Origin of the sequence: Paramagnetospirillum magneticum AMB-1 (assembly GCF_000009985.1) — a bacterium.
GTDB lineage: Bacteria > Pseudomonadota > Alphaproteobacteria > Rhodospirillales > Magnetospirillaceae > Phaeospirillum > Phaeospirillum magneticum.
Genome location: NC_007626.1, coordinates 15,064 through 37,892 on the forward strand (window position 1 = coordinate 15,064; position 22,829 = coordinate 37,892).

Annotated in this window: 16 protein-coding genes; 12 read left to right on the top strand and 4 right to left on the bottom strand. The window is 66.6% G+C overall.

All coding sequences use genetic code 11. The features are described 5' to 3' along the window. Window positions 1-7: 7 nt before the first annotated feature. From AMB_RS00090 to AMB_RS00100, 3 genes are all read left to right on the top strand, one after another. Window positions 8-2,422: an FtsK/SpoIIIE family DNA translocase gene (locus AMB_RS00090; RefSeq protein ID WP_011382464.1), complete on the top strand. Its 2,415-nt coding sequence runs from the start codon at window positions 8-10 to the stop codon at window positions 2,420-2,422. Between the two features lie 76 nt (window positions 2,423-2,498). Continuing rightward, a complete protein-coding gene (locus AMB_RS00095; RefSeq protein WP_043745712.1) occupies window positions 2,499-3,149 on the top strand; it encodes a LolA family protein in 651 nt (216 codons plus the stop codon). Between the two features lie 339 nt (window positions 3,150-3,488). Beyond that, window positions 3,489-4,280: an exodeoxyribonuclease III gene (locus tag AMB_RS00100; protein WP_011382466.1), complete on the top strand. Its 792-nt coding sequence runs from the start codon at window positions 3,489-3,491 to the stop codon at window positions 4,278-4,280. 169 nt (window positions 4,281-4,449) lie between these two features. Here the strand turns inward: AMB_RS00100 and AMB_RS00105 are convergent, their stop codons facing one another. Beyond that, complete coding sequence (locus AMB_RS00105; protein ID WP_011382467.1) at window positions 4,450-5,091, bottom strand: response regulator transcription factor; 642 nt, start codon at window positions 5,089-5,091, stop codon at window positions 4,450-4,452. A 162-nt stretch (window positions 5,092-5,253) separates the two neighbouring features. Between AMB_RS00105 and ribA the strand changes: the two genes are divergently transcribed. Both ribA and AMB_RS00115 read left to right on the top strand, forming a co-directional pair. Further along, entirely contained in the window at window positions 5,254-6,366 is a 1,113-nt protein-coding gene (gene ribA, locus AMB_RS00110; protein WP_011382468.1) for a GTP cyclohydrolase II, read from the top strand. Between the two features lie 138 nt (window positions 6,367-6,504). Beyond that, a complete protein-coding gene (locus AMB_RS00115; RefSeq protein ID WP_148207234.1) occupies window positions 6,505-7,545 on the top strand; it encodes a hypothetical protein in 1,041 nt (346 codons plus the stop codon). A gap of 3 nt (window positions 7,546-7,548) precedes the next feature. Here AMB_RS00115 and AMB_RS00120 read toward each other — a convergent pair whose 3' ends face one another. Beyond that, on the bottom strand, window positions 7,549-8,199 hold the full coding sequence (locus tag AMB_RS00120; RefSeq protein WP_011382470.1) for a YggS family pyridoxal phosphate-dependent enzyme: 651 nt from the start codon (window positions 8,197-8,199) through the stop codon (window positions 7,549-7,551). A gap of 29 nt (window positions 8,200-8,228) precedes the next feature. Between AMB_RS00120 and AMB_RS00125 the strand changes: the two genes are divergently transcribed. Continuing rightward, a complete protein-coding gene (locus AMB_RS00125; protein WP_011382471.1) occupies window positions 8,229-8,828 on the top strand; it encodes a thiamine phosphate synthase in 600 nt (199 codons plus the stop codon). A 7-nt stretch (window positions 8,829-8,835) separates the two neighbouring features. Here the strand turns inward: AMB_RS00125 and AMB_RS00130 are convergent, their stop codons facing one another. Together AMB_RS00130 and AMB_RS00135 are read right to left on the bottom strand one after the other, a co-directional pair. Beyond that, window positions 8,836-10,365, bottom strand: a complete 1,530-nt coding sequence (locus AMB_RS00130) for a tetratricopeptide repeat protein (RefSeq protein ID WP_011382472.1) — start codon at window positions 10,363-10,365, stop codon at window positions 8,836-8,838. A 67-nt stretch (window positions 10,366-10,432) separates the two neighbouring features. Further along, window positions 10,433-11,743, bottom strand: a complete 1,311-nt coding sequence (locus tag AMB_RS00135) for a porin (protein ID WP_043742982.1) — start codon at window positions 11,741-11,743, stop codon at window positions 10,433-10,435. A 309-nt stretch (window positions 11,744-12,052) separates the two neighbouring features. Here AMB_RS00135 and AMB_RS00140 point away from each other — a divergent pair, with 309 nt between their 5' ends. The 6 genes from AMB_RS00140 to AMB_RS00165 all read left to right on the top strand — a co-directional run bounded on the left by AMB_RS00140 (window position 12,053) and on the right by AMB_RS00165 (window position 22,808). Then, complete coding sequence (locus AMB_RS00140; RefSeq protein WP_050750589.1) at window positions 12,053-12,583, top strand: DUF3576 domain-containing protein; 531 nt, start codon at window positions 12,053-12,055, stop codon at window positions 12,581-12,583. Window positions 12,584-12,658: 75 nt separating this feature from the next. Beyond that, entirely contained in the window at window positions 12,659-15,247 is a 2,589-nt protein-coding gene (gene leuS / locus AMB_RS00145; protein ID WP_011382475.1) for a leucine--tRNA ligase, read from the top strand. Next, window positions 15,234-15,809 carry an LPS assembly lipoprotein LptE gene (lptE, locus tag AMB_RS00150; protein ID WP_011382476.1) on the top strand — a complete coding sequence of 192 codons (576 nt, stop codon included), beginning with the start codon at window positions 15,234-15,236 and terminating at the stop codon, window positions 15,807-15,809. The genes leuS and lptE overlap by 14 nt, the downstream gene beginning before the upstream one ends. Further along, on the top strand, window positions 15,806-16,828 hold the full coding sequence (gene holA, locus AMB_RS00155; RefSeq protein WP_011382477.1) for a DNA polymerase III subunit delta: 1,023 nt from the start codon (window positions 15,806-15,808) through the stop codon (window positions 16,826-16,828). The genes lptE and holA overlap by 4 nt, the downstream gene beginning before the upstream one ends. Then, complete coding sequence (locus AMB_RS00160; RefSeq protein WP_011382478.1) at window positions 16,828-17,880, top strand: GDSL-type esterase/lipase family protein; 1,053 nt, start codon at window positions 16,828-16,830, stop codon at window positions 17,878-17,880. Before holA ends, AMB_RS00160 begins: the two co-directional genes overlap by 1 nt. Window positions 17,881-17,996: 116 nt before the next feature. Continuing rightward, window positions 17,997-22,808, top strand: a complete 4,812-nt coding sequence (locus tag AMB_RS00165) for an NAD-glutamate dehydrogenase (RefSeq protein WP_011382479.1) — start codon at window positions 17,997-17,999, stop codon at window positions 22,806-22,808. Window positions 22,809-22,829: the final 21 nt, after the last annotated feature.

The window sequence follows — 22,829 nt, forward strand, 5'->3', positions numbered from 1 at the left end:
CGGGAATATGGCGGCTCCATCGCGCAAGACCATGCCCTCTGGCGGGTTCCTGCCGCGCGGGACCGTGGATTTCCTGCGTCGTCGCCTGACCCAGATGGGTGGGCTGCTGCTGCTGGTCCTGGGCGCCGCCGGGTTGGCCGCCTTGCTGACCGCCGATCCCCACGACTCCAGCTTCGACACTGCCGCCAGCGGCCCGGTGCTGAATGCGCTTGGCCGCCCCGGCGCCTGGTTCGCCGACTTCCTGTTTCAGGCGGTCGGCTGGGGTGGGGCCATCCTGGCCATGACCTGGGTCGTCTGGGGCCTGCTGGTGTTGATCCGGGTGCGGCTGCCCGGCCGCTGGGCGCTGCGCCTGATGATCCTGCCGCCAACCATGGTGGTGTGGGGGCTGGCCCTGGCGGCGCTGCCGCTGCCGGCCATGCCGTCGCTGCCCGCCGGTCCCGGCGGAGCCCTGGGGCTGTTGCTGGTCAAGGGGCTTGGTCTGCTGCTGCCGCCCGAATTCGCCTGGATCGCCGGTCCGGCCGCCTCGCTGGTCGCCCTGGCGGCCTCGGTGTTCGTCTTGGGCCTGACCGGTGCCGAATGGGCCGGGCTGGGCCGCCGTTCCCTCGACATGGCCAGCGCCGCCGGACAGGCGGCTTCGGCCTTGCGCGCCCATCCCTTCGCCGATCCTGAACCCGGCATCCGTCGCGTCGACCCGGTGCTGCGTCCCGTGCCGGCGCGGGCCGAGCCGGTGGCCTCGCCCTTGCCGCCCGATGACGAGGATGACGACGATCCCTTCGTGCCGCCTCCCCTGGATGAAGGCGCCGAGCCGGCCCGGCCCTCGGGCTCCCTGGTCCAGCCCAAGCGGCCGCCGGTGACGCCGGGCAAGCGCGAGCGTGCCGCCCGCCAGGGCACCCTGGACCTGGGCGCTCCGCCGCCTGGATCGGGGTATCAATTGCCGCCGCTGACCCTGCTGGCCCCGGCGCCCGACCAGGGTGGGGCGCGCATCAACCAGGACGGACTGGCCCAGAATGCCCGCCTGCTGGAAGAGGTGCTGTCCGATTTCGGCGTCAACGGCAAGGTGGTGAAGGTCCGCCCCGGCCCGGTGGTGACGCTGTACGAGCTGGAGCCGGCGCCCGGCACCAAGACCAGCCGGGTGATCGGACTGGCCGACGACATCGCCCGGTCCATGAGCGCCCTTTCCGTGCGCATTGCCACCGTGCCGGGGCGCAGCGTCATCGGCATCGAGCTGCCCAACCAGAAGCGCGAGACGGTCTATCTGCGCGAATTGCTGGCCGCCGAGCAGTTCGAGAAGGCCTCGGCCAAGCTGACCCTGGTGCTGGGCAAGGATATCGGCGGCGCGCCGGTGATGGTCGATCTCGCCCGCATGCCCCATCTGCTGATCGCCGGCACCACCGGCTCGGGCAAGTCGGTGGCCATCAACACCATGATCCTGTCGCTGCTCTACCGCCTGACCCCGGAAGAGTGCCGCATCATCATGATCGACCCCAAGATGCTGGAACTGTCGGTCTATGACGGCATCCCCCATCTGCTGGCCCCGGTGGTCACCGAACCGGGCAAGGCGGTGGTGGCGCTGAAATGGGCGGTGCGCGAGATGGAAGACCGCTACCGCGCCATGAGCCAGCTGGGCGTGCGCAACATCGCCGGCTACAACCACCGTCTGGCCGAGGCCCGCGACCGGGGCGAAGTGCTGACCCGCACGGTGCAGACCGGTTTTGATCCCGACACCGGCAAGCCGCTGTACGAGGAGCAGACCCTGGCGCTGGAGCCGCTGCCCTTCATCGTGGTCATCGTTGACGAGATGGCCGACCTGATGCTGGTGGCGGGCAAGGACATCGAGGCGGCGGTGCAGCGTCTGGCCCAGATGGCCCGCGCCGCCGGTATTCACATCCTGATGGCCACCCAGCGCCCGTCGGTGGACGTCATCACCGGTACCATCAAGGCCAATTTCCCCACCCGCATCTCCTTCCAGGTGACCAGCAAGATCGACAGCCGCACCATCCTGGGCGAGCAGGGCGCCGAGCAGCTGCTGGGCCAGGGCGACATGCTCTACATGGCGTCCGGCGGGCGGGTGACCCGCGTGCACGGCCCCTTCGTCTCCGACGAGGAGGTGGAGAAGGTGGTGGAGCATCTGCGCTCCCAGGGCGAGCCGTCCTATGTGGAGGCGGTGACCGAGGAGGAGCAGACCGAATTTGGCCAGGGCGGCGGAGAGGGCGGCGGGTCGGGCGACGATCTCTATGATCAGGCGGTGGCCCTGGTCTGCCGCGAGAACAAGGCCTCTACCTCCTTCGTGCAGCGGCACTTGCAGATCGGCTATAACCGGGCCGCCCGCCTGATCGAGCGCATGGAATCCGAAGGCGTGGTGGGCAAGCCCAACCATGTGGGCAAGCGCGAGGTTCTGGCCCGTACCGGGGTCGAGTACTGAGGACGAACAAAATTCCTCCACAATCCTGGCGCCTTGGTGTCGTGGTTGTTCATCGGGGTGATTGGAAGACATGGTGATGAGACGGATCGCATTCTGGGCGCTGTCGGCGCTCCTCAGCCTGGCGGCGGTGACGGCCGAAGCCGCCCAACCGGCGCGCACGCCGCTGACCGCCCAGGACAAGGCCGATATCGCCCGCGCCGAGGAATACCTCAACGGCGTCACCACGCTGAAGGCCCGCTTCCTCCAGGTGTCGCCCAACGGCGCCTCCGTCGAAGGCGACGCCTATCTGTCGCGGCCGGGCAAGCTGCGGCTGCAATACGACCCGCCCAGCCCGCTGCTGGTGGTAGCCGATGGCAGCTTCCTGATCGTCCATGACAGCCAGCTGGGCGAGCCCAGCTATATCCCCCTGGGCTCCACCCCGGCGGGAATCCTGGTGCGGCCCGGGGTCAAGCTGGACGGAGCCGACGTGGCGGTGACCCGGGTGGTCCGCCTGCCCGGCGTGGTGCGCATTTCCGTGGTCGAGGCCGAAGACCCCGCGGCGGGCGAGATCACCCTGGTGTTCTCCGACAAGCCCTTCGCCCTTCGGCAATGGCAGGTCAAGGACGCCCAGCATCAGGTGACCACCGTGTCCCTGTACCAGAGCCAAAGCGGCCTGAGCCTTGATTCCAAGCTGTTCGAGTTCAAGAATCCCAAGTTCACGGCTCCGACTCTCAACACTGGCAACTGAGGTATGCGTTAAGCGCATGGGCACTATGCATTATCGGTGCCTGTGAAGGGCGAAACGACTCACCAAATCTCAGGGAGCGCGGCCGAGACTGCAATGGTCCGGCCCAGCGGGGCTGGTTTCCCCTGCCACCCCGCCGCTCCACACGGAGCAATAGGGCGCCCGGTTACCCCCCTGACCGGGCGCCCTTTTCGTTTATATACTGTCCCTCAAGCGCTGGGCGGGTTTCTCGCGAAACCCTTGGTTCTCGCGGCATAAGCCGCGGCGGCCTTTGGCCTTGCCTCCTCGCCATAGGGCTCGTCGGAGTTCATCCCGTCCCGATCAAGCCGGAGTCTCCCGTAATTGCGTCTCGTCACCTGGAACATCAACTCAATCCGCCTACGTATCGACCTGCTGCGGCAGGTGGCGTCGGTGATGAATCCCGACATCATCTGTCTGCAGGAGATCAAGGTCGACGACCCGTTGTTTCCGCTGGATGCCTGCCGCGAGATGGGGTTCGGGCACGTCGCCTTCCACGGCATGAAGGGCTATAACGGCGTCGCCATCCTGTCGCGCCTGCCCATCGCCGAGGCCCGGCCGCTGTCGCGCTGCGGCCGCGATGACCGCCGCCACCTGATGGCCCGGCTGGAGAACGGCGTGGAGGTCCATTGCCTCTACATTCCGGCCGGCGGCGACATTCCCGACCCCGAGACCAATGACAAGTTCGCCCACAAGCTGGACTTCGTGCGCGAGATCACCGCCTGGGCGGCGGCGGAATTCACCCCGGACTCCCGGGCGATCCTGGCCGGCGACTTCAACATCGCCCCCCTGGAAGCGGATGTCTGGTCGCACAAGCAGCTGCTGAAGGTGGTCAGCCACACGCCGGTCGAGGTGGAGCTGCTCAATGCCTTTCAGGCTTCGGTTCCCTTTGTGGACGCCATGCGCCACTTCGTGCCGCCCGAGGAAAAGCTGTTCACCTGGTGGAGCTACCGCTCTCCCGACTGGCAAAAGAACGACCGGGGTCGCCGCCTCGATCATGTCTGGGTGACGCCGGCCCTGGTTCCCAGCCTGCGCGGCATGCTGGTCGCGCGCGAGGCCCGTTCGTGGGAGCAGCCATCCGACCACGTGCCGGTGATGGTGGATTTCGATCTTTAGCAGGCTGCTGAAAAACTCCGCTTCGCGGCAGGGCTACCACCCTGACCCGTTTGGAGGCACAGCCTCCGAACCTCCAGTTCTTTAAAAAGATGCAGGGTTCGGGAAACTTTGCTTCCCGGTTGGGGGATCGGGGGCGAAAGCCCCCGAAGCGGAGCTTTTCCGCAGCCTGTCAGGGGCGACTCTCCAGCCGGTAGCCGCCGCCTTCGCCGGCCAGCACTCCGGCGCCCAGCTTGCGCCGCAGCTTATAGATATGGGTCTCCAGGGTATGGGTATCGATGCCGGCGCCATAGCCCCAGACCTCGTCCAGCAGGGTCTGACGGGGGACCACCTGGCCGGCGGCGCGGCATAGCCGGACGAGGATGGAGGATTCTTTGGCGGTCAGTCGGACCAACGCCCCTCCATCGCCCTCGAGAATCGAGCGACCTTCGTCGAAGCGCCAGCGCCCGATGTGGAATCCGGCGCCATTGGCGGCGGCGCGGGCGAGAATGTCGTCGATGCGGGTCATTAGGGCGGGCAGGCGCAGCGGCTTGGGCACCACGGCTTCCACGCCGCAGCAGCGGGGAATGGTGGTTGGGCCAAGCAACAGCATGGGCAGAATGATGCCGTCCTGCCGCAACCGAAGACACAGGCTGGGGCCGTCCAGGCTCTCGTCCACCACCGCCAGATCCTGATCGCGTGCCCGGTTCGCCGCCTCGTCCAGATCCGCGGCCTCGGTCACCGCCCAGTTGGCAGCGGTGCGCAGGTGGTCCGCGACGCTCCGGCGCAGCGGCGCATCGGCGATGGCAAGAAGAATGCGGCGAGTAGAGCTCATGGTCTGCCTTTCCGACGTTCACCCTATATCACACCCCTTTGTGTCCTGGCGATGGCGGGGGAAGGGGCGGGGGCGCGGCATGGTCAGACGGAACGGCTTTTCCTTTTTCCAGCCCATGAAAAGGCTGTATGGTTCCGGCCGGTCGAAAAACGAAGCCTGTCCATGACCCGAAGCCTCGACACCACCCCCAAGCCGGAAATTGCGGCTCCGCCCTCCCTGGTCGCCGTTGACCGCGCCATCGCCGAGCTGCGCCGTGGCGGGCTGGTGCTGGTGGAGCATGCCGATGGCGCCGCGCTGATGATGGCGGCCGAGGCGGTGTCCGACGAAAGCCTGTCTCATCTCGCGGCGGCGGCCGGCTCCGCCACCTTGCTCGGCCTCACCGGCCGCCGGGCCGGCGTTCTGGGCCTGGGCGATACCGAGGCCGGGGTCTTCCGGGTGACAGCCGCCAACGGTTTCGATGCGGCAACGATCGCGTGGCTGGCCGATCCCGGCGCCCGCTCGCTGCCCATGCCCGTCTTCAAGGAGCTGGACGCCAGACGGGCCGGCGGATTGGACGAGGCTTGCGTGGCGCTGGCCAAGCTGGCCCGGCTGTTGCCGGCGGCGGTGCTGGCCCTGGCCGCGACCCCCGCGGCCGACGTGGTACGGGTGGGGGCGACCGAGATCACCGGCTATCAGGACAATGCGGCACGTTCGCTGCGGCAGGTGAGTCAGGCCCGTGTGCCGCTGGAGAACGCCGAGAACGCCCGAATCGTTGCCTTCCGCCCCTCCGACGGCGGCATCGAGCATCTGGCCATCGTCATTGGCGACCCCGACCCGGACCAGCCGGTGCTGGCCCGGTTGCATTCCGAGTGTTTCACCGGCGACCTGCTGGGTTCCCTGCGCTGCGATTGCGGCGACCAGTTGCGCGGCGCCATCGCCGAGATCGCCCAGACCGGCAGCGGCGTATTGCTCTATCTCGCCCAGGAAGGGCGCGGCATTGGGCTGGTCAACAAGCTGCGGGCCTACGAATTGCAGGATGCCGGGTTCGATACCCTGGACGCCAACCTGCAACTGGGCTTCGACGACGACGAGCGGATCTATCTGCCGGCGGCCCAGATGTTGCGGCTTCTGGGCATCAGCCGGGTGCGGCTGCTGACCAACAATCCGCTCAAGGTGGATGCCCTGGCCCGCCACGGCATCGAGGTCACCGAGCGCGTGCCGCATGTCTTTCCGTCCAATGATCATAATCAGGGCTATCTGCGTACCAAGGCGACCCGCAGCGGCCATCTGTTCTGATCGGCAGGAATTGCCGTCCGGTTTTTGCCCTGCGACGGCTTCTGCCGAGCAGAGGGCGACAAAACATCAATGAAAACAATAGAATGGAAGTGGCACCGTGGTTGCAAGGATGTGGGCGTCCTTCATCCGAGGTGCGCTATGTCGCTTTCCACCGTGTCTTCCTACCAGCTTCCGAGCCTGCCGGGTTCGCTGGTGCCGACCCTGCCCACCGAAAACGCGGTGACGGCGGCGGAAGCCTCGAAGGCCGCCAATAGCTCCCCTGACGTCAAGCAACTGCCCATGTTCGCCGAGGGCGACGACGAGCCCTCATTCTGGGACCTGCTCGATGTGATCAATCCGCTGCAGCACATTCCGCTGGTCAACAACGTCTACCGCGAGCTGACCGGCGATAAGATCGGCGTAGCTGCCCGTCTGGTGGGTGGAACCCTCTTCGGTGGCCCGCTGGGTCTGATCGCCTCGGCCGCCAATTGTGTCTTGGAGGAATCCACTGGCCGTGACGCCGGCGGTCATGTGCTGGCTCTGTTCCGCGACGACGATGCCGCCACCGGCACGGGCACGGCCCTGGCCTCTGCGGAGAAAGCGCCGGCGCCCGAGGCTCAGGCCGCCCGGCTGGACGCCTCTCCGGCCCAGCAGAGTCAGACTCTGGCGACTGCCGTAACCAAGGCCCCCGATGCCAAGCTCACCGAATCCAGGCCGGATGACGCCAGCAAGGCCCAGCCCCTGATCCTGTCCGATCTGGTGGGCGATGACACGCGGCTTGCCGCCAAACCGGCCGCTGCCGCGCCCCTGCCGGTCCAGACCGCCACTGAGCAGGTCGCGGCTGCCGCCAACCGGCCCATGCCGCTCGGCCGTGAATCCCGGCTGATGCCCATTCCCGGGCGCACCACGCCCCTAGCCACGCAATCGCCGCCGCCGATCGGTACGACGGTGTCCAGCAATGCCTTTCGTTCCAATGCTCCGGTGACCGGTCATCGCCCCAATGCCCAGCGGACAGCGTCGGCTGCCGCGGCACAGCAGATGATGGCTGCTCAGGCCGAAACATCGGCCTTGCCCGCCCCCGGCCTACCGGCCGCCCAGTCGGGCGACTGGTTCTCGGCCAACATGATGCAGGCCATGGACAAGTACGAGAAAAGCTCACGTCTCGGCAGCCCGTCCGCCAGGACCGTTACGGAGCAATAATAATCAGGTGCGATGGCCGAAAATGGCGGAGCCCACCCGGACATGGGTGGCACCCTCGGCCACGGCGATCTCGAAATCCCCGCTCATGCCCATACTGACCACACCAAGACCGTGGCGCTTCGCCATGTCGGCCAATAGACGGAAATGGGGTGCGGGGTCCTCGTCGGCTGGCGGGATGCACATCAGGCCGGCCAGAGGCAGGCCGAACTCGTCGCGGCAAAGCGCCACCATGGCATCCAGTTCGCCAGGTCCGATGCCGGCTTTTTGAGGCTCCAGCCCGGTATTGACCTGGATCAGGACCCGGGGCCGCCTGCCGCTCCGCTGCATTTCATCGGCGATGGCTCGGGCCAGCTTGGGCCGGTCCACGGTCTCGATGACGTCGAACAGTGCGACGGCGTCGCGAACCTTGTTGGTCTGCAGCGGACCGATCAGGTGGAGTTCCAGGTCGGGATATTCATCTCGCAGCCCAGGAAATTTGGCCTTGGCCTCCTGAACCCGGTTTTCACCGAACACCCGCTGACCGGCGGCCATGGCCTCGCGTATCGCCTCGGCGGGATAGGTTTTGCTGACCGCCACCAGGGTGACGGGGCGCCCTTGCGCGGCGGCGGCGATACGAGACCGGACGGCCTCTAGGCCTGTGGTGATGGCGGACAAGGCGGGGGAGTCTCCGTTAGAATGAGGCCATGACCCTAGCAAACCGCCGCACCCGACTCAACACGCCCCCCCACGACCCGTTTCCCTGGCTGGTGCTGGTGACCGACGAGGCGCGGCTGCCCGATCCCCGAGCGGCCATGGAGCGCCTGCCACCGGGGGCCGGAGTCATCCTACGCCATTACGGTGCCGAAAAAAGGCGTCCCATGGCCAAGGCCGTGGCCGCCCTGGCGCGACGGCGCCGTCTTGTGCTGTTGGTGGCCGGCGATTGGCGTCTGGCCGCGGAACTGGGAGCCGACGGGCTTCATTTGCCCGAGGGCATGGCGCGTCACGGCTTGCTGGCCGGAGCGCTGGGCTGGGTATGGCGACGGCGGCGGCTTTTGCTGGTGGCGTGCCATGGATCCTTGGCCTTGGGGCGCGCCCGGGATCTGGGCGCTCACGGCGCGTTACTGTCGCCGGTGTTTCCCACCGCCAGCCATCCCGGGGCGGCAACCATCGGGCCGGTGCGCTTCGGTCTGTGGGCGCGGCGAACCCGGATTCCCGTCATCGCGCTGGGCGGCATGACCCGTCAGCGCCTGCGACATCTGCCTGGGGCGGCGGGAATGGCGGCCATCGGATCGCTGCTGGCGTAAAAGCGCCTCAGAAGGTTGGCAGCGCCTCGGCGATGGCCGCCGCCACCGGACGCCAGTCGCCCACTGCCGGTTGGCGGAACAGGCGGGCCGTCGGGTACCACGGCGAATCGCTCCGCCGGTCCAGCCATCGCCATTCGGGGTAGGCCGATGCCATCAGCCACAAGGGGCGGCCCAGGGCTCCAGCCAGATGAGCGGTGGAGGTATCCGACGAAATCACCAAGTCGCAGGCCGTCATCAGGGCGGCAGTTCCCAGGAAGGCCCCGGCCTGATCACAGTTTCCGGGCAGCGGATTCAGTGGGAAGGGAGCCTGTTCCACTTGTTCGTCGCCGCCATGCACGCTGAAGAAATCCACCCGGTCCGAGAGGGTGGCCAGGGGTTCCAGATGGGACAGAGGTACAGAACGGAAATGATCCAGATCATAACCGGTATTGCCTTGCCAGTTGATGGCCACCGCCAGCCGGCCGGGATGGCGAATACGGCGGCGCCATTCTTCTACCGCCGCCTCGGGGGCACGGAGATAGGGGACGCGACCGGCTCCGAACGGCTCGGTGGGCCACAGCAGCAGGGGTAGGCTGGCGATTCCCACCTTATGGTCCCAGGGAGGCTCGGCCGTCCCCATGGCGTGATATTCCAGCCGGGGATGAGCGGTGAAACAAACCCGAAGCATGGCATTCATTCGGGCGGGCAATGACAGGATGATGCGGGCGCCCCGCTCCAGCAGCGGCAAGACAAAGCGGATATACTGGAACGTATCGCCCGCGTATTGATCCTGGTCGATCAGAATAGTGCACCCTTCCAGGCGCTCTGGCAGGTGAGCGACGGGGCGCTGGTGACGGAATTCGTAATCAGTCCAGCCGGTGGCGTAATCCTCGGCCCGCAACGCGGCGAATCCCCGGTTGAAGCGGGCCAGCTTGTCGTCTGGGGCTAAGGCCACCGCCTGGTCGAGGGCGGCACGGGCGGCGGCAACCTCGCCTTTCAGGAGATAGGCGTTGCCCCGATTGATCCAGGCGCCGACGTGGCCGGGATGGGCAACGAGAATTTGGTCGCATAGGGCCAGGGCCTGGTCGGCGTCGCCGGCCAGGTGCAACGCCGAGGCAAGAGTGGCGGCAATGTCCGGATGGCCAGGCGCCAGGTCGCGGGCTTGGCGCAATTCGGCCACGGCTTCGGGATAGCGACGGTTGGCCTGAAGGAGCTGCGCCAGGGTCAGGTGGAACGATGGATCGGCCGGTTGGGCCATGATGGCGCGACGGATGGATTCTTCGGCCTCGATCCGTCCGGCGGGCTTGCCCGTCGCCAGCAGGGCACGGGCCAGATTGGCGTGGGCGGCGGGGTTGGAGGCGTCGAAGGTAATGGCACGGCGGATATGGCCGATTGCCTCTTCGGCCAGACCCAATTGCAGTCTGGCGCATCCGAGCAGGTGCCAAAGACGGGCGTTGTCGGGGTGTGCAGTCAGCAGCGCTTCGGCAATCCGGGCGGCCTCGGCCGGGCGGCCCTGCTGCATGGAGATCACGGCTTGTTCGAAGCTGGGCATGGTCATATCTGGCTCACAAACAGAAAGAGGGCGGCCGAAGCCGCCCTCCCCATGTCGAGATGTCGACGTCCTATTAGAAGGACAGCGACAGACCGGTCATGGCAGTCCAACCGGAGTTGGAGTAGTAGTTGTTCTGGTTGGCGGAAGCGCCGGCCAGACCATCGCGCTGGTCGCGGTACTCGATGTAGCCAACCGAAGCCAGGACGTCGACGCCCGGCCCGAGGTTGTACTTGCCCGAGACCTGGTAGGCGTCGATGGTGTCGTCCTTGCCATTGCGCAGGGTGGTATCGGACAGGCCGATGACCGACGAATGGAAGTAGGCGAACGACACGGCATACGGGCCGGAAGCGTACTGCAGACCCACGTCGTAGGCGGTGCCGCCGAAGTCGAGCTGGCCGCCGCCGGTGCCCTTGCCGCCGTAGGTGCCGGCCTGCGAGGTGCCGGACAGCACGGCGCTGGTCACGCCGCCCTGCTTGCGGTCGTCAGAGGCGCGCTGCACCGAACCACCCAGGGTGAAGCCGGCATACGACAGCTGAGCGCCGTAAGCCTGCTGGGTCAGGGCCTTCTCGGCGCCGCCGGTGCCGGTCAGGTCGACCCACACGTAGCCAGCCGAAGCCTTCACGCCAACCGGGCCGAAGGTGTTGGTGTACAGAGCGCCGCCGCCCCAAGCGCCGAGACGGTCGGAACCGTTGCCACGGCCGTGCTGGCCCAGGCCAGTCGCGCCCGAACGGACGACGTTCGGGATGTACGAAGCGCCGAGGGTCAAACCGTAGAAGGACGGAGCAACGTAGGTCAGCTTCTCGGCCTTGTCATCGCTGATGATGGCGGTGGTGTTGGACGAGACGGTGTAGCCAACGCGCTGGTTCATGCCCATCACGCCAGCCGGCTTGGTGATGGCCCAGTTGCCCATCATCATGCCGCCGTTGGTGAAGTTGCCGGCGGCGTCGGGGGCCTGCACGTGCAGCAGGGCGGTGCCGTTGGCGTGGATACCGGCCAGCACCTTACCGAAGCCACCCTCGATCCAGGCGTAGCTGTTGTCGATGTTGTCGGTGACGGTGTCGGAGTGACCACCGGCCTCCAGGGTGACCATGACGCCGACCTTCAGGCCGTTGTCCAGAGCGGTCGAGCCCGAGAACCAAATCTCGTTGTCGCCCTTGACGTCAACGTTCTGACGCATGGAGCCCGACGAGGTGGAGCCGTTGGCCGAACCACCGATGGTGCCGGTGGCGCCGTTCTGGAAGCCCTTGTCCTGCCAGGCACCGACGACCCACCACTTGGAGTAGCCACCAACGTTCAGCTTGATCTTCTCGGCGGCGGAAGCGGCGCCGGCGCTCAGCATGCCGGCGGCGACCAGCGCGGTACTGGTCAAAAGAATCTTCTTCATGGTATCTCCTCTCTTTGGCTTTGCGAAAACGACCCCCAATGGCCGCGACCGCTATCCAAATGAACGAACGGTCGCCATCACGCCATGATGGGCGCCGCCAGTCAAGCGAGGCGGGACGTCGGCTGTATCGAAAACTCCGCACTGTGGCATGGATGCCACACAACACCCTTCCACCGGCGAGGCGGCGTTACCGCTTGCAGGCGATGCGCCTCTCGTAGCATTCTTGCCCGTCGCGATGGCGGGTCTCGCCGTCGGAGGTATTTCGCGTGCCAACGGGCCGCGCGTCGGCGTGGCGGGGTGAAGACGGTGATGACGAGTAAGATTTCGATGAGTGGTCTGGGTGCCCTGGTGCTGCTCGGCGCCACCCTGGTGCTGTCGGGCTGCGGTGAGTCCCAGGCGGTCTTTCCGACCAAGGAAAAGGGCGACGCGGCACCGCGCATGTCCAATGAAAAGCGCGAGACCATCTTCGGTCCGGAAGGCCTGTTCGGCAAGAGCAAGCCCGAGGGCGAGGGCGTGGGCATCGGCGTCAACGCCTTCTTGTGGCGAGCGTCGCTTGATACCGTGTCCTTCATGCCCATCACCACCGCCGACGCCTTCGGCGGCACCATCATCACCGACTGGTATCAGCTGCCCGAGACGCCCAGCGAGCGCTATAAGGTCAATGTCTTCATCCTGGACCGCACGCTGCGCGCCGACGGCGTCAAGGTGTCGCTGTTCAAGCAGGTGCGCGACGGAGCCGGCAACTGGGTCGACGTGCGCGTCGATCCCAAGATGACCGCCGACCTGGAAAACTCGATCCTGACCCGCGCCCGCCAGCTGCGGATCGTCTCGACCGAATAGAGAGGGCGACCGGGCGGCCTGGCGCCGTCCGGCCCGATCTTTTACCTCATCCCACCAGAAACAATGGACGGCCCCATGTCGCGCCCGGATGGCATCAGCGGCGACCGCTATAACGTCAAGGAAACCGAAGCCCGCTGGCAGCAGGCCTGGGAAGCGAAGCGCTGCTTCGAAGCCGAGATCGCGCCGGGCAAGCCCAAATACTACGTGCTGGAGATGTTTCCCTATCCGTCGGGGCGCATCCACATGGGGCATGTGCGCAACTATACCCTGGGCGACGTGGTGGCGCGCTATAAGCGGGCCAAGGGCTTCAACGTCCTGCATCCCATGGGCTGGGATGCCTTCGGCCTGCCCGCCGAGAACGCCGCCATTCAGAATAATGTCCACCCGGCCAAATGGACGCGCGAGAACATCGCGGCCATGCGCGAACAGCTGAAGTCCATGGGCCTGTCCTATGACTGGCGGCGCGAGGTGGCCACCTGCGAACCGGAATACTATCGCCACGAACAGAAGATGTTCCTGGACTTCCTTAAGGCCGGGCTGGTCTACCGCAAGGAATCCTGGGTCAATTGGGACCCGGTCGAGAACACGGTGTTGGCCAACGAGCAGGTGATCGACGGCCGTGGCTGGCGGTCCGGGGCGCTGGTGGAAAAGCGTCTGCTGTCCCAGTGGTTCCTGAAGATCACCGCCTATGCCCAGGATCTCCTGGACAGTCTGGCCACGCTGGAGCGCTGGCCCGAGCGGGTGCGCCTGATGCAGGAGAACTGGATCGGCCGGTCCGAAGGTGCCCGGCTGATGTTCGATCTGGACGGGCGTTCCGACCGGCTGGAGATCTTCACCACTCGCCCCGATACGCTGTTCGGGGCCAAGTTCGTGGCCATTGCCGCCAATCACCCCCTGGCGGCCGAACTGGCGGCGGGCAATCCGGCGCTGGCCGAGTTCGTGGCCGAGTGCAACCGCATGGGCACCTCGGAAGCGGCCATCGAAACCGCCGAGAAGAAGGGCTTCGATACCGGCCTTAGGGCCGTGCATCCCTTCGATTCCACCTGGACCCTGCCCATCTACGTGGCCAATTTCGTCCTGATGGATTACGGCTCGGGTGCCATCTTCGGCTGTCCCGCCCATGATCAGCGCGACCTGGACTTCGCCAACAAGTACGGCCTGGGCTGGACCCAGGTGGTGGAGCCGGCGTCCGACGGCCAGGCGGTTCTCGCCGCCATCGCCAAGGGCGAGGCCTATACCGGCGACGGCGTGGCGGTCAATTCGCAGTTCCTCGACGGTCTGGCGGTGGACGAGGCCAAGGCCGAGGCCATCCGCCGCATCGAGGAGATGGGCCGCGGCGAGCGTACCATCAATTATCGCCTCCGGGATTGGGGCGTGTCGCGCCAGCGCTATTGGGGCTGCCCCATTCCGGTGATCCATTGCGAGGCCTGCGGCACCGTTCCGGTACCCGCCGAGCAATTGCCGGTGGTGCTGCCCGAGGATGTCAGCTTCGACAAGCCCGGCAATCCGCTGGACCACCATCCCACCTGGAAGCACGTGGATTGCCCGTGCTGCGGCAAGCCCGCCCGGCGCGAGACCGACACCTTCGACACCTTCTTCGAATCCAGCTGGTACTTCGCCCGCTACACCTCGCCCGACAGAACCGACGTGGCGTTCGACCGGGTGGCGGCGGATTATTGGATGAGCGTCGACCAGTATATCGGCGGCATCGAGCATGCGGTTCTGCACCTGCTGTATTCCCGCTTCTTCACCCGGGCGCTGAAGGATTGCGGCTACCTGAACGTCAAGGAGCCCTTCGCCGGTCTCCTGACCCAGGGCATGATCTGCCACGAGACCTACAAGTCCGAGGACGGCGCCTGGCTGTTCCCCACCGAGGTGGTCCCCGGCGCCGACGGCAAGCTGGTCCATGCCGAGACCGGCGCGCCGGTTACCGGCGGCCGCTCGGAGAAGATGAGCAAGTCCAAGAAGAACGTGGTGGACCCCGCCGGCATCATCGACGGCTATGGCGCCGACACGGCGCGGCTGTTCATGCTGTCGGATTCTCCGCCCGAGCGTGACCTGGACTGGACCGAGGCCGGCATCGACGGCGCCTGGCGCTACGTCAACCGGCTGTGGCGCATGGTGGCCACCGCCGAGCTGCCGCCGGCCGGCGCGCCCATGCCGGAGCTGTCGCCCGAAGCCGCCAAGATCCGTCGCCTGCTGCACAAGACCATCGCCCAGGTGGGTGAGGATCTCGAGCGCTTTCACTTCAACAAGGCGGTGGCCCGCATCCGTGAGATGACCAACGGCCTGGGCGAGCTGCCGGCCGGCGATTCCGGGGCGGCCTGGGTGCTGCGCGAGGGTCTGGAAGCCACCGCCCGCCTGATCGGTCCCATGATGCCCCATCTGGCCGAAGAGATGTGGCTGGCCCTGGGCGGTTCCGGTCTGCTGGCCGAGGCCGCCTGGCCCGAGGCCGATCCGGCCCTGCTGGTGGAGGACAGCGTCACCGTGGCCGTCCAGGTCAACGGCAAGCTGCGCGCCACCATCGAGCTGCCTAAGGATGTCGATGCCGCTCTGGCGGAACAGACGGCTCTTGCGCAACCCCAGGTGATTTCGGCAATGTCAGGAAAACCCGCGCGCAAGGTCGTGGTCGTGCCCAATCGGATCGTCAATGTGGTGGTCTAGAGCACTCCTTCTGTTTGCTGTTCTGGTGCTGGGTCCGGTGGGCTGCGGCTTCCGGCCCATGTACGGTACGCCAAGCGGTGCGGCTTCGGGCGTCGATGCCGATTTGGCAACGGTCCGCATCGAACCCATCAAGGACCGTACCGGGCAACAACTCCGCAATGCCTTGTTGCAGCGCTTGTCGCCCCGGGGCGAAGCCGCCGATTATGCCTACAGCCTTCAGATCAAGTTGACCGAGACCGTCAACAATCTCGGATTCCGCAAGGACACCTTCGCCACTGTCGCCAATATGTCCATTACCGCCCAGGTCCAACTCAGCAAAAATGGCGGAGGATTGATCCTGGGCGATAACGTCACGACGACGGTCTATTTCGACTATCTCGGGCCGCGCTATGCCAGCGTGGCCACCGAGCGCGACGCCGAGGAGCGTACCCTCAGCCAGTTAGCCGACGATATCCGCAACCGTGTCGCCCTAGCGATTCAGCGCTATCAGGCCAACCCCAACGACGAGCGATATCGGCAGCGCTCCTTGTTTCTCGACGACATGGGCGGGGGGCGTCGGTGAAACTGAGCGGGGCACGGGTGGAAGCATTTCTTAAGTCACCCGACCCCTCCATCCGCGCCGTCCTGGTGTTCGGGCCTGATCTCGGGCTGGTACGCGAAAGGGTGCAGCGATTGATCCGCTCGGTGGTGCCTGATGCTTCCGATCCTTTCCGGGTTGCCGAGCTGACTCCCGCCGCGCTGAAGGAAGTCCCGTCGCGCCTGGCCGACGAGGCCGCCGCCATGGCCCTGGGCGGCGGGCGCCGCGCCGTGGTGCTGCGCGATGCCGGCGACGGTCAAAGCGGAGCGGTTTCGTCCTTTCTGGCCCGGCCCATGGGCGACGCCCTGGTTGTGATCGAGGGCGGGGAACTGGGGCCGCGCTCGTCCTTGCGCAAGCTGTTTGAAGGCGCCGACAACGGTGCGGCGCTGGCCTGCTACGGTGATGAAGGCGGCTCGCTGGCCGGGGTGATCCAGGAGGAGCTGAAGGCCGCCGGACTGATGGCCGAGCCCGATGCCATGGCCTATCTCACCGAGCATCTGGGCGGCGACCGCCGCCTGACGCGGGCCGAACTGGGAAAGCTGGCGCTGTACATGGGCGGACCCGGCCGCGTCAGTCTGGACGACGCGGTGGCCTGTGTCGGCGATACCGCCGCGCTGGGCTTGGACGATCTGGCGCTGGCCACCGCTGATGGCGATCATGCCGGGGCGCAGCGCGTGCTTGACCGGCTGCTGCGGGAAGGCGGCCAGCCGGTGGGCATGCTGCGCTCGGTGGCCCGGCACTTCCAGCGCCTGCATCTGGCCGCCGGGTTGATGGCTCAGGGCAAGTCCACCGATCAGGCCATGTCCGCACTGAAGCCGCCGGTGATCTTCAAGGCCGCCGATCGCTTCAAGCGCCAGCTGTCGCGCTGGCCCGCCGACCGGCTGGGCAAGGCGCTGGATCTGCTGACCGAGGCCGAGGTGGATTGCAAGACCACGGGCATGCCGGCCGCCGAGATCGCCTCGCGGGCACTGATGATGATTGCCCGAGCGGCGGCGAGACGCTGATGGCGGCCAGGACTTCCATCGGGCGTCTGATCGCCATCAATCTGGGACTTCTGCTGGCCGGGCTTTTCCTGGCCGAACTGGTGTTCGGCAGCTGGATTTTCGGCCCCAGCTGGGGAACCATGAACATTCCCCGCGACATACACCGGATGTTCGATGTCAGCGGGCTCTACAATGGCCCTAGGGACGCCATTTATTCCCGCGACAAATGGGGGCTGCGCGGCGCCTACCGGGATCTCGGCGCCATCGACATCCTGACCATCGGCGGCTCGACCACCGACCAGCGCTTCATCGGCGACGGCCAGACCTGGCAGGATTACCTGGCCCAGGATCTGGGCGGCAGGGTGGTGGTCAATGCCGGGATCGACGGCCAGTCGACTCTGGGCCATCTGAGGGCCTTCGACCGCTGGCTGTCCCAGATTCCCGGCCTGAAGCCCTGCTTCGTCCTGGCCTATATCGGCGTCAACGACGCCCATCTGGAAGGCCAGCAGCAATGGGACGACATGGCGTCGCCCTCTCTCGGACGCCGGATCGAGCGCTACATCACCAATCATTCCGCCCTGGTTCAGGTGGTCACCACCATCCAGGGGACGTTGAAGGCCCGCAAGGCCCATGTGGTGCACGGCGGGACCGAGTTCGCGCGGGGGCCTTGGGTCGCCGGACCGCCTCCGGATTTGGACAAGGTGGTGGCTTCCGCTCTGCTGGATGCCTACGAACAGCGGGTCGAGGCCCTGATCGCCCGCATTCGGGCGGCGGGGGCCGAGGCCATCATCGTCACCCAAAGCCGTTCCGACTATCGGGTGACTGGCACGGGCGAGCCGCTGGGCCGGGCCAAGGCGGCGAATTCCGTGGATTTCGGCTCCTGGGCCATGCAGACCGCCTTTAACCGCCGGGCCATGGCGGCTTGCACCCGGGCAAACGCGGTTTGCCTGGATCTGGGCAGCGGATTGACCTTCGAGGACGGTGACTTCTACGATTGGGTCCACACCACGCCGACGGGGAATCGCCGCATCGCCGCATGGCTTGCTCCCCTTCTGGCTCCACTCCTGCAATAGAGCGCTGAATTCGAAGACTATTCGATTCGGTTGGCGTCTTGTAGAAACCAGGAAACACCCCCATTCTTCTCTACCAGAGGCAGACGCAGACTCTGTCGACAGAGGGGGGCCGGGCCGTGGAAATCTCTGCTTATCTGGATCGGCGCATCGCCGAATTGTCCGAACCCTTGGCCAAGGTCGGCGCCGGGCGGCTGATCCGCGCCTATGCGGCCGGAATCCCCCTGGCCGATCTGGCCGAGGCCGATCCCGAACTGGTCTATGGCGCCGCGCTCGGCCTGTTCGCCTTCCTGCGCGACCGCCAGCCTGGGGCGCCATCCATCCGCGTCTTCGACCCGGATCTCGATCGCCACGGTTGGGTGTCCAGCCATTCGGTGGTGGAGATCATCAACGACGATATGCCGTTCCTGGTGGATTCGGTGGCCATGGAGCTGGCCCGGCGCGGCATCAAGGTGCACCTGCTGGTCCACCCCGTGTTGCGGGTCGATCGCGATGGTGCCGGGACCCTGGTCCAGGTGGCGGCCAATGGGTCGGGCTCGACCCCGGAATCGGTCATGCATGTGGAAATCGACCGGCAGCCGGCGGAGGTCCAGACGCAGCTGGCCGAGTCCCTGGCCGAGGTGCTGGCCCAGGTCCGTCTTGCCGTTGCCGATTGGCGGCGCATGCTGGAGACCCTGTGGGCGGGGGTGACGGAATTCGAGAATGCCTCGGCCAAGGTCCCGGCGGACGAGAAGCAGGAAGCCCTGGCCTTCCTGGAATGGCTGGCCGACAACCACTTCACCTTCCTGGGCTACCGGCGCTTCGATCTGGCCAAGGGCGTGGTCGCCGATCCCGCCAGCGGCCTCGGCATTCTGTCCGACGCCGGCGCCCATGTGTTCGACGACACCGTGACCCTGGCCGACATGCCGGCCGAACTGCGCGCCTTCGTGCAGCGGCCCGATCCGCTGATGGTCACCAAATCCGCCCGCCACGCGGTAATTCATCGTCCAGTGCGCATGGACATCATCGGGCTGAAGCAGTTCGATGCCAAAGGCAAGGTGGTGGGGTTGCATGCCTTCCTCGGCCTGTTCACCTCGGCTGCCTATAATGACCGGCCGGCGCAGATCCCCCTGTTGCGCCGCAAGATCGCCCGGGTCGAGGCCCGTGCCGACTTCAACAAGTCCGGCCATGACGCCAAGGCGCTGATCAATATCCTGGAGACCTACCCCAGGGACGAGCTGTTCCAGGTCTCCGAGGATGCCCTGTTCGAAATCAGCATCGGCATCCTGCATCTGCAGGATCGCCAGCGGGTGGCGGTGTTCCTGCGCAATGACGAGTTCGAGCGCTTTGTCTCCTGCCTGGTCTTCGTGCCCCGTGACCGCTACGACACGCCGCTACGCCTGGCCGTCACCGCCATGCTGGAAGAGGCGCTGGGCGGCACGCTCGACACCTTCTACACCCAGGTGGCCGACCTGCCCCTGGCGCGGCTGCATTTCATCATCCGCACCACCCCCGGACACCTGCGCCGCGTGGATGCCCTGGCGCTGGAGGTCCGCATCGCCGACGCGGCGCGCACCTGGCACGAGCACCTGCAGGACGCTCTGATCCAGACTCATGGCGAGGCCGCCGGCCTCGCCCTGGCCCGGCGGTGGGGCAAGGGATTCCCCGCCTCCTACCGCGAAAGCCACGGCGCCCTGGCGGCGGTGGCCGATGTGGGGCGTATCCAGACGGCGTCGGGCGGCGATATCGTTCTCAATCTCTACCGTCCGGTGGAGGCCGAGCCTCGCCAGGGCCGTCTGAAGCTCTACCGTTCGGGCCAGCCGGTGCCGCTGTCGGGCATCCTGCCCATGCTGGAAGCCATGGGGCTGGTGGTCATCGCCGAGGTTCCCCACGAGATCGAGCCGGATTCCGGCGGCTCGACGGTGTGGATTCATGATTTCGAGGTGGAAAGCGCCGATGGCGCCCCCCTCGACGTGGCCGAGCGGCGCGAGCTGTTCCACGATGCCCTGGCGGCGGTGTGGCGAGGCGACGCCGACAGCGACGGCTTCAACCGGCTGGTGCTGTCGGCCGGGCTGTCCTGGCGCGAGATCATGGTCTTGCGCGCCTACACCAAGTATCTGCGCCAGACCGGCATCACCTACAGCCAGACCTATATCGAGCAGGCCCTGGGCGGCAATGCCGACATGGCCACCGGCCTGGTCCGCCTGTTCCTGGCCAGTTTCGACCCCAAGGGGCGGTCCGGCGACGCCTCCGAGGCCGAGGCGGCGCTGCTGGCGGGCCTGGACAAGGTGGTCAGCGCCGACGACGACCGTATTCTGCGCCGCTTCCTCAACCTAATTCGTTCCACTTTACGAACGAATTACTTCCAGACCGATGGAGCGGGCAAGCCCAAGGCCTATCTATCCTTCAAGCTGGATTCCCGGCAGGTGGACGATCTGCCGGCGCCGCGGCCCCTGGTGGAGGTCTTCGTCTATTCGCCCCGGGTCGAGGCCATTCATCTGCGCGGTGGCAAGGTGGCGCGCGGCGGCATCCGCTGGTCCGACCGGCGCGAGGACTTCCGCACCGAGATCCTGGGCCTGATGAAGGCCCAGATGGTCAAGAACGCGGTGATCGTGCCGGTGGGCGCCAAGGGCGGCTTCGTGGTGAAGAAGCCGCCGGCGGCCGGCGGGCGCGAGGCCTACATGGCCGAGGGCATCGAGTGCTACAAGACCCTGATGCGCGGTCTGCTGGACCTGACCGACAACCTTGTTCCGGAAGGAGTCAGGCCGCCTCCCGACGTCCTGCGCCGCGACGGTGACGATCCCTATCTGGTGGTGGCGGCCGACAAGGGCACCGCCACCTTCTCGGACATTGCCAATGCGGTCTCGCTGGAATACGGCCACTGGCTGGGCGACGCCTTTGCCTCGGGCGGTTCCCAGGGCTATGACCACAAGAAGATGGGCATTACCGCCAAAGGGGCCTGGGTGGCGGTGGAACGTCATTTCCGCGAGATGGGCATCGACACCCGGTCCGAGGATTTCACGGTGATCGGGGTCGGCGACATGTCGGGCGACGTGTTCGGCAACGGCCTGCTACGCTCGCCCCATGCCAAGCTGGTGGCCGCCTTCAACCACGCCCATATCTTCCTCGATCCCGATCCCGACCCGCAAAAGACCTTCACCGAGCGGGAAAGGCTGTTCAATGCGGTCAAGGCCTGGCCCGATTACGACCTGTCGACCATCTCGCCGGGCGGCGGCATCTGGCCGCGCAGCGCCAAGTCCATTCCCATCAGCCCCCAAGCCAAGGCCCGTTTCGGAATCGAAGCGAATAGCCTGACTCCCACCGAGCTGATCCGCACCCTGCTGAAGGCGCCGGTAGACCTGCTGTTCCTGGGCGGCATCGGCACCTATGTGAAGGCGTCGGGCGAGAGCAATGCCGATGCCGGCGACCGCGCCAACGACACCCTGCGCGTCAACGGCTCGGAAGTCGGCGCCAGGGTGGTGGGCGAGGGGGCCAATCTGGGCTTCACCCAGTTGGGCCGCATCGAATACGCCATCAGCGGGGCGGGCGGCGGCGGCGGGCGCATCGACACCGACGCCATCGACAATTCCGCCGGAGTGGATTGTTCCGACCACGAGGTCAACATCAAGATCCTGGTCAACGACCTGGTCGCGGCGGGCGATTTGACGCCGAAGCAGCGCGACAAGCTGCTGGCCGAGATGACCGGGGAAGTGGGGGCTCTGGTGCTGCGCGACAATTACCTCCAGACCCAGGCCATCTCCATGCTGGAGGCCCAGGGGGCCGACCTGCTGGATGCCGAGGCGCGGTTCATGCGCCTGCTGGAAAAGGGCGGGCGTCTGGACCGGGCCATCGAGTTCCTGCCCACCGACGAGACGCTGACCGAGCGCGCCGCCCGCAAGCAGGGCTTTACCCGCCCGGAGCTGGCGGTGCTGCTGGCCTATGGCAAGATCTGGCTTTACGACCACATCCTGGCCTCGGAACTGCCCGACGATCCGTTCATGGCCATCGATCTCACCAATTATTTTCCCACCCAGCTGCGGGATCGTTTCGGTCACGAAATCCAGCGTCACCGGCTGCGGCGCGAGATCGTCGCCACGGTGGTGACCAATTCCATCGTCAACCGGGTGGGCGGCGCCTTCGTCTCGGAACTGATGGAGACCACCGGCCATCCGCCGGCCCAGGTGGCCCGGGCCTATATCGTGGCCCGTGATGCCTTCCGCATGCGCGAGGTCTGGCGGGCCATCGAGGAGTTGGACGGCAAGGTTCCCGCCGCCGCCCAGACCGCCATGCAGAACGAGGCCAACCGGCTGGTGGAGCGGGCCACGCTGTGGGTGCTGCGCTCCATGCCGTCGCCCTTCGCCTTGGGGGCGGGCATCAGCGAGCTGTCGCCCGGCGTCAAGGCGCTGGAAGGCGCCGTGCCGGCCATCCTGCCGCCCGATGCCGCCGCCGCCGTCCTGGCCCGCATCGATCATTTCGTCGGTCAAGGCGTGCCCCACGATCTGGCCCAGCGGGTGGGCAATCTGATCGTCCTGGCCTCGGCCGCCGATATCCTGCGCATCGCCACCCGCCAGAACCTGTCCATCGAGACGGCGGGGCGGCTGTATTTCGCCGTCGGCGCCCGCTTCTCGCTGGGCTGGCTGCGGGCTTCGGCCGAAAAGCTGTCGGGGCGCGGCCATTGGCTCAAACTGGCCGCCGCCGCCGCCATCGAGGACCTTTATGGCCACCAGCGCGACATCACCAGCGTGGTGGCGGCCTCCTATCCCGACCTGGAGCCCGATGCGGCGGTCCAGGCCTGGCTGGAGGCCAACCGGGCAGCGGTGGAGCGGGCCGAGACCCTGCTGGCCGAGCTGAAGGCGGCGTCGCATATCGATCTGTCCATGATCATGGTGGCCAATCGTCAGCTGCGGACCCTGACGGAGTCGGGTGTTGCGGTCTCGGGCGGGAACGGCTAAGGGAAAGGCATCAACGACATG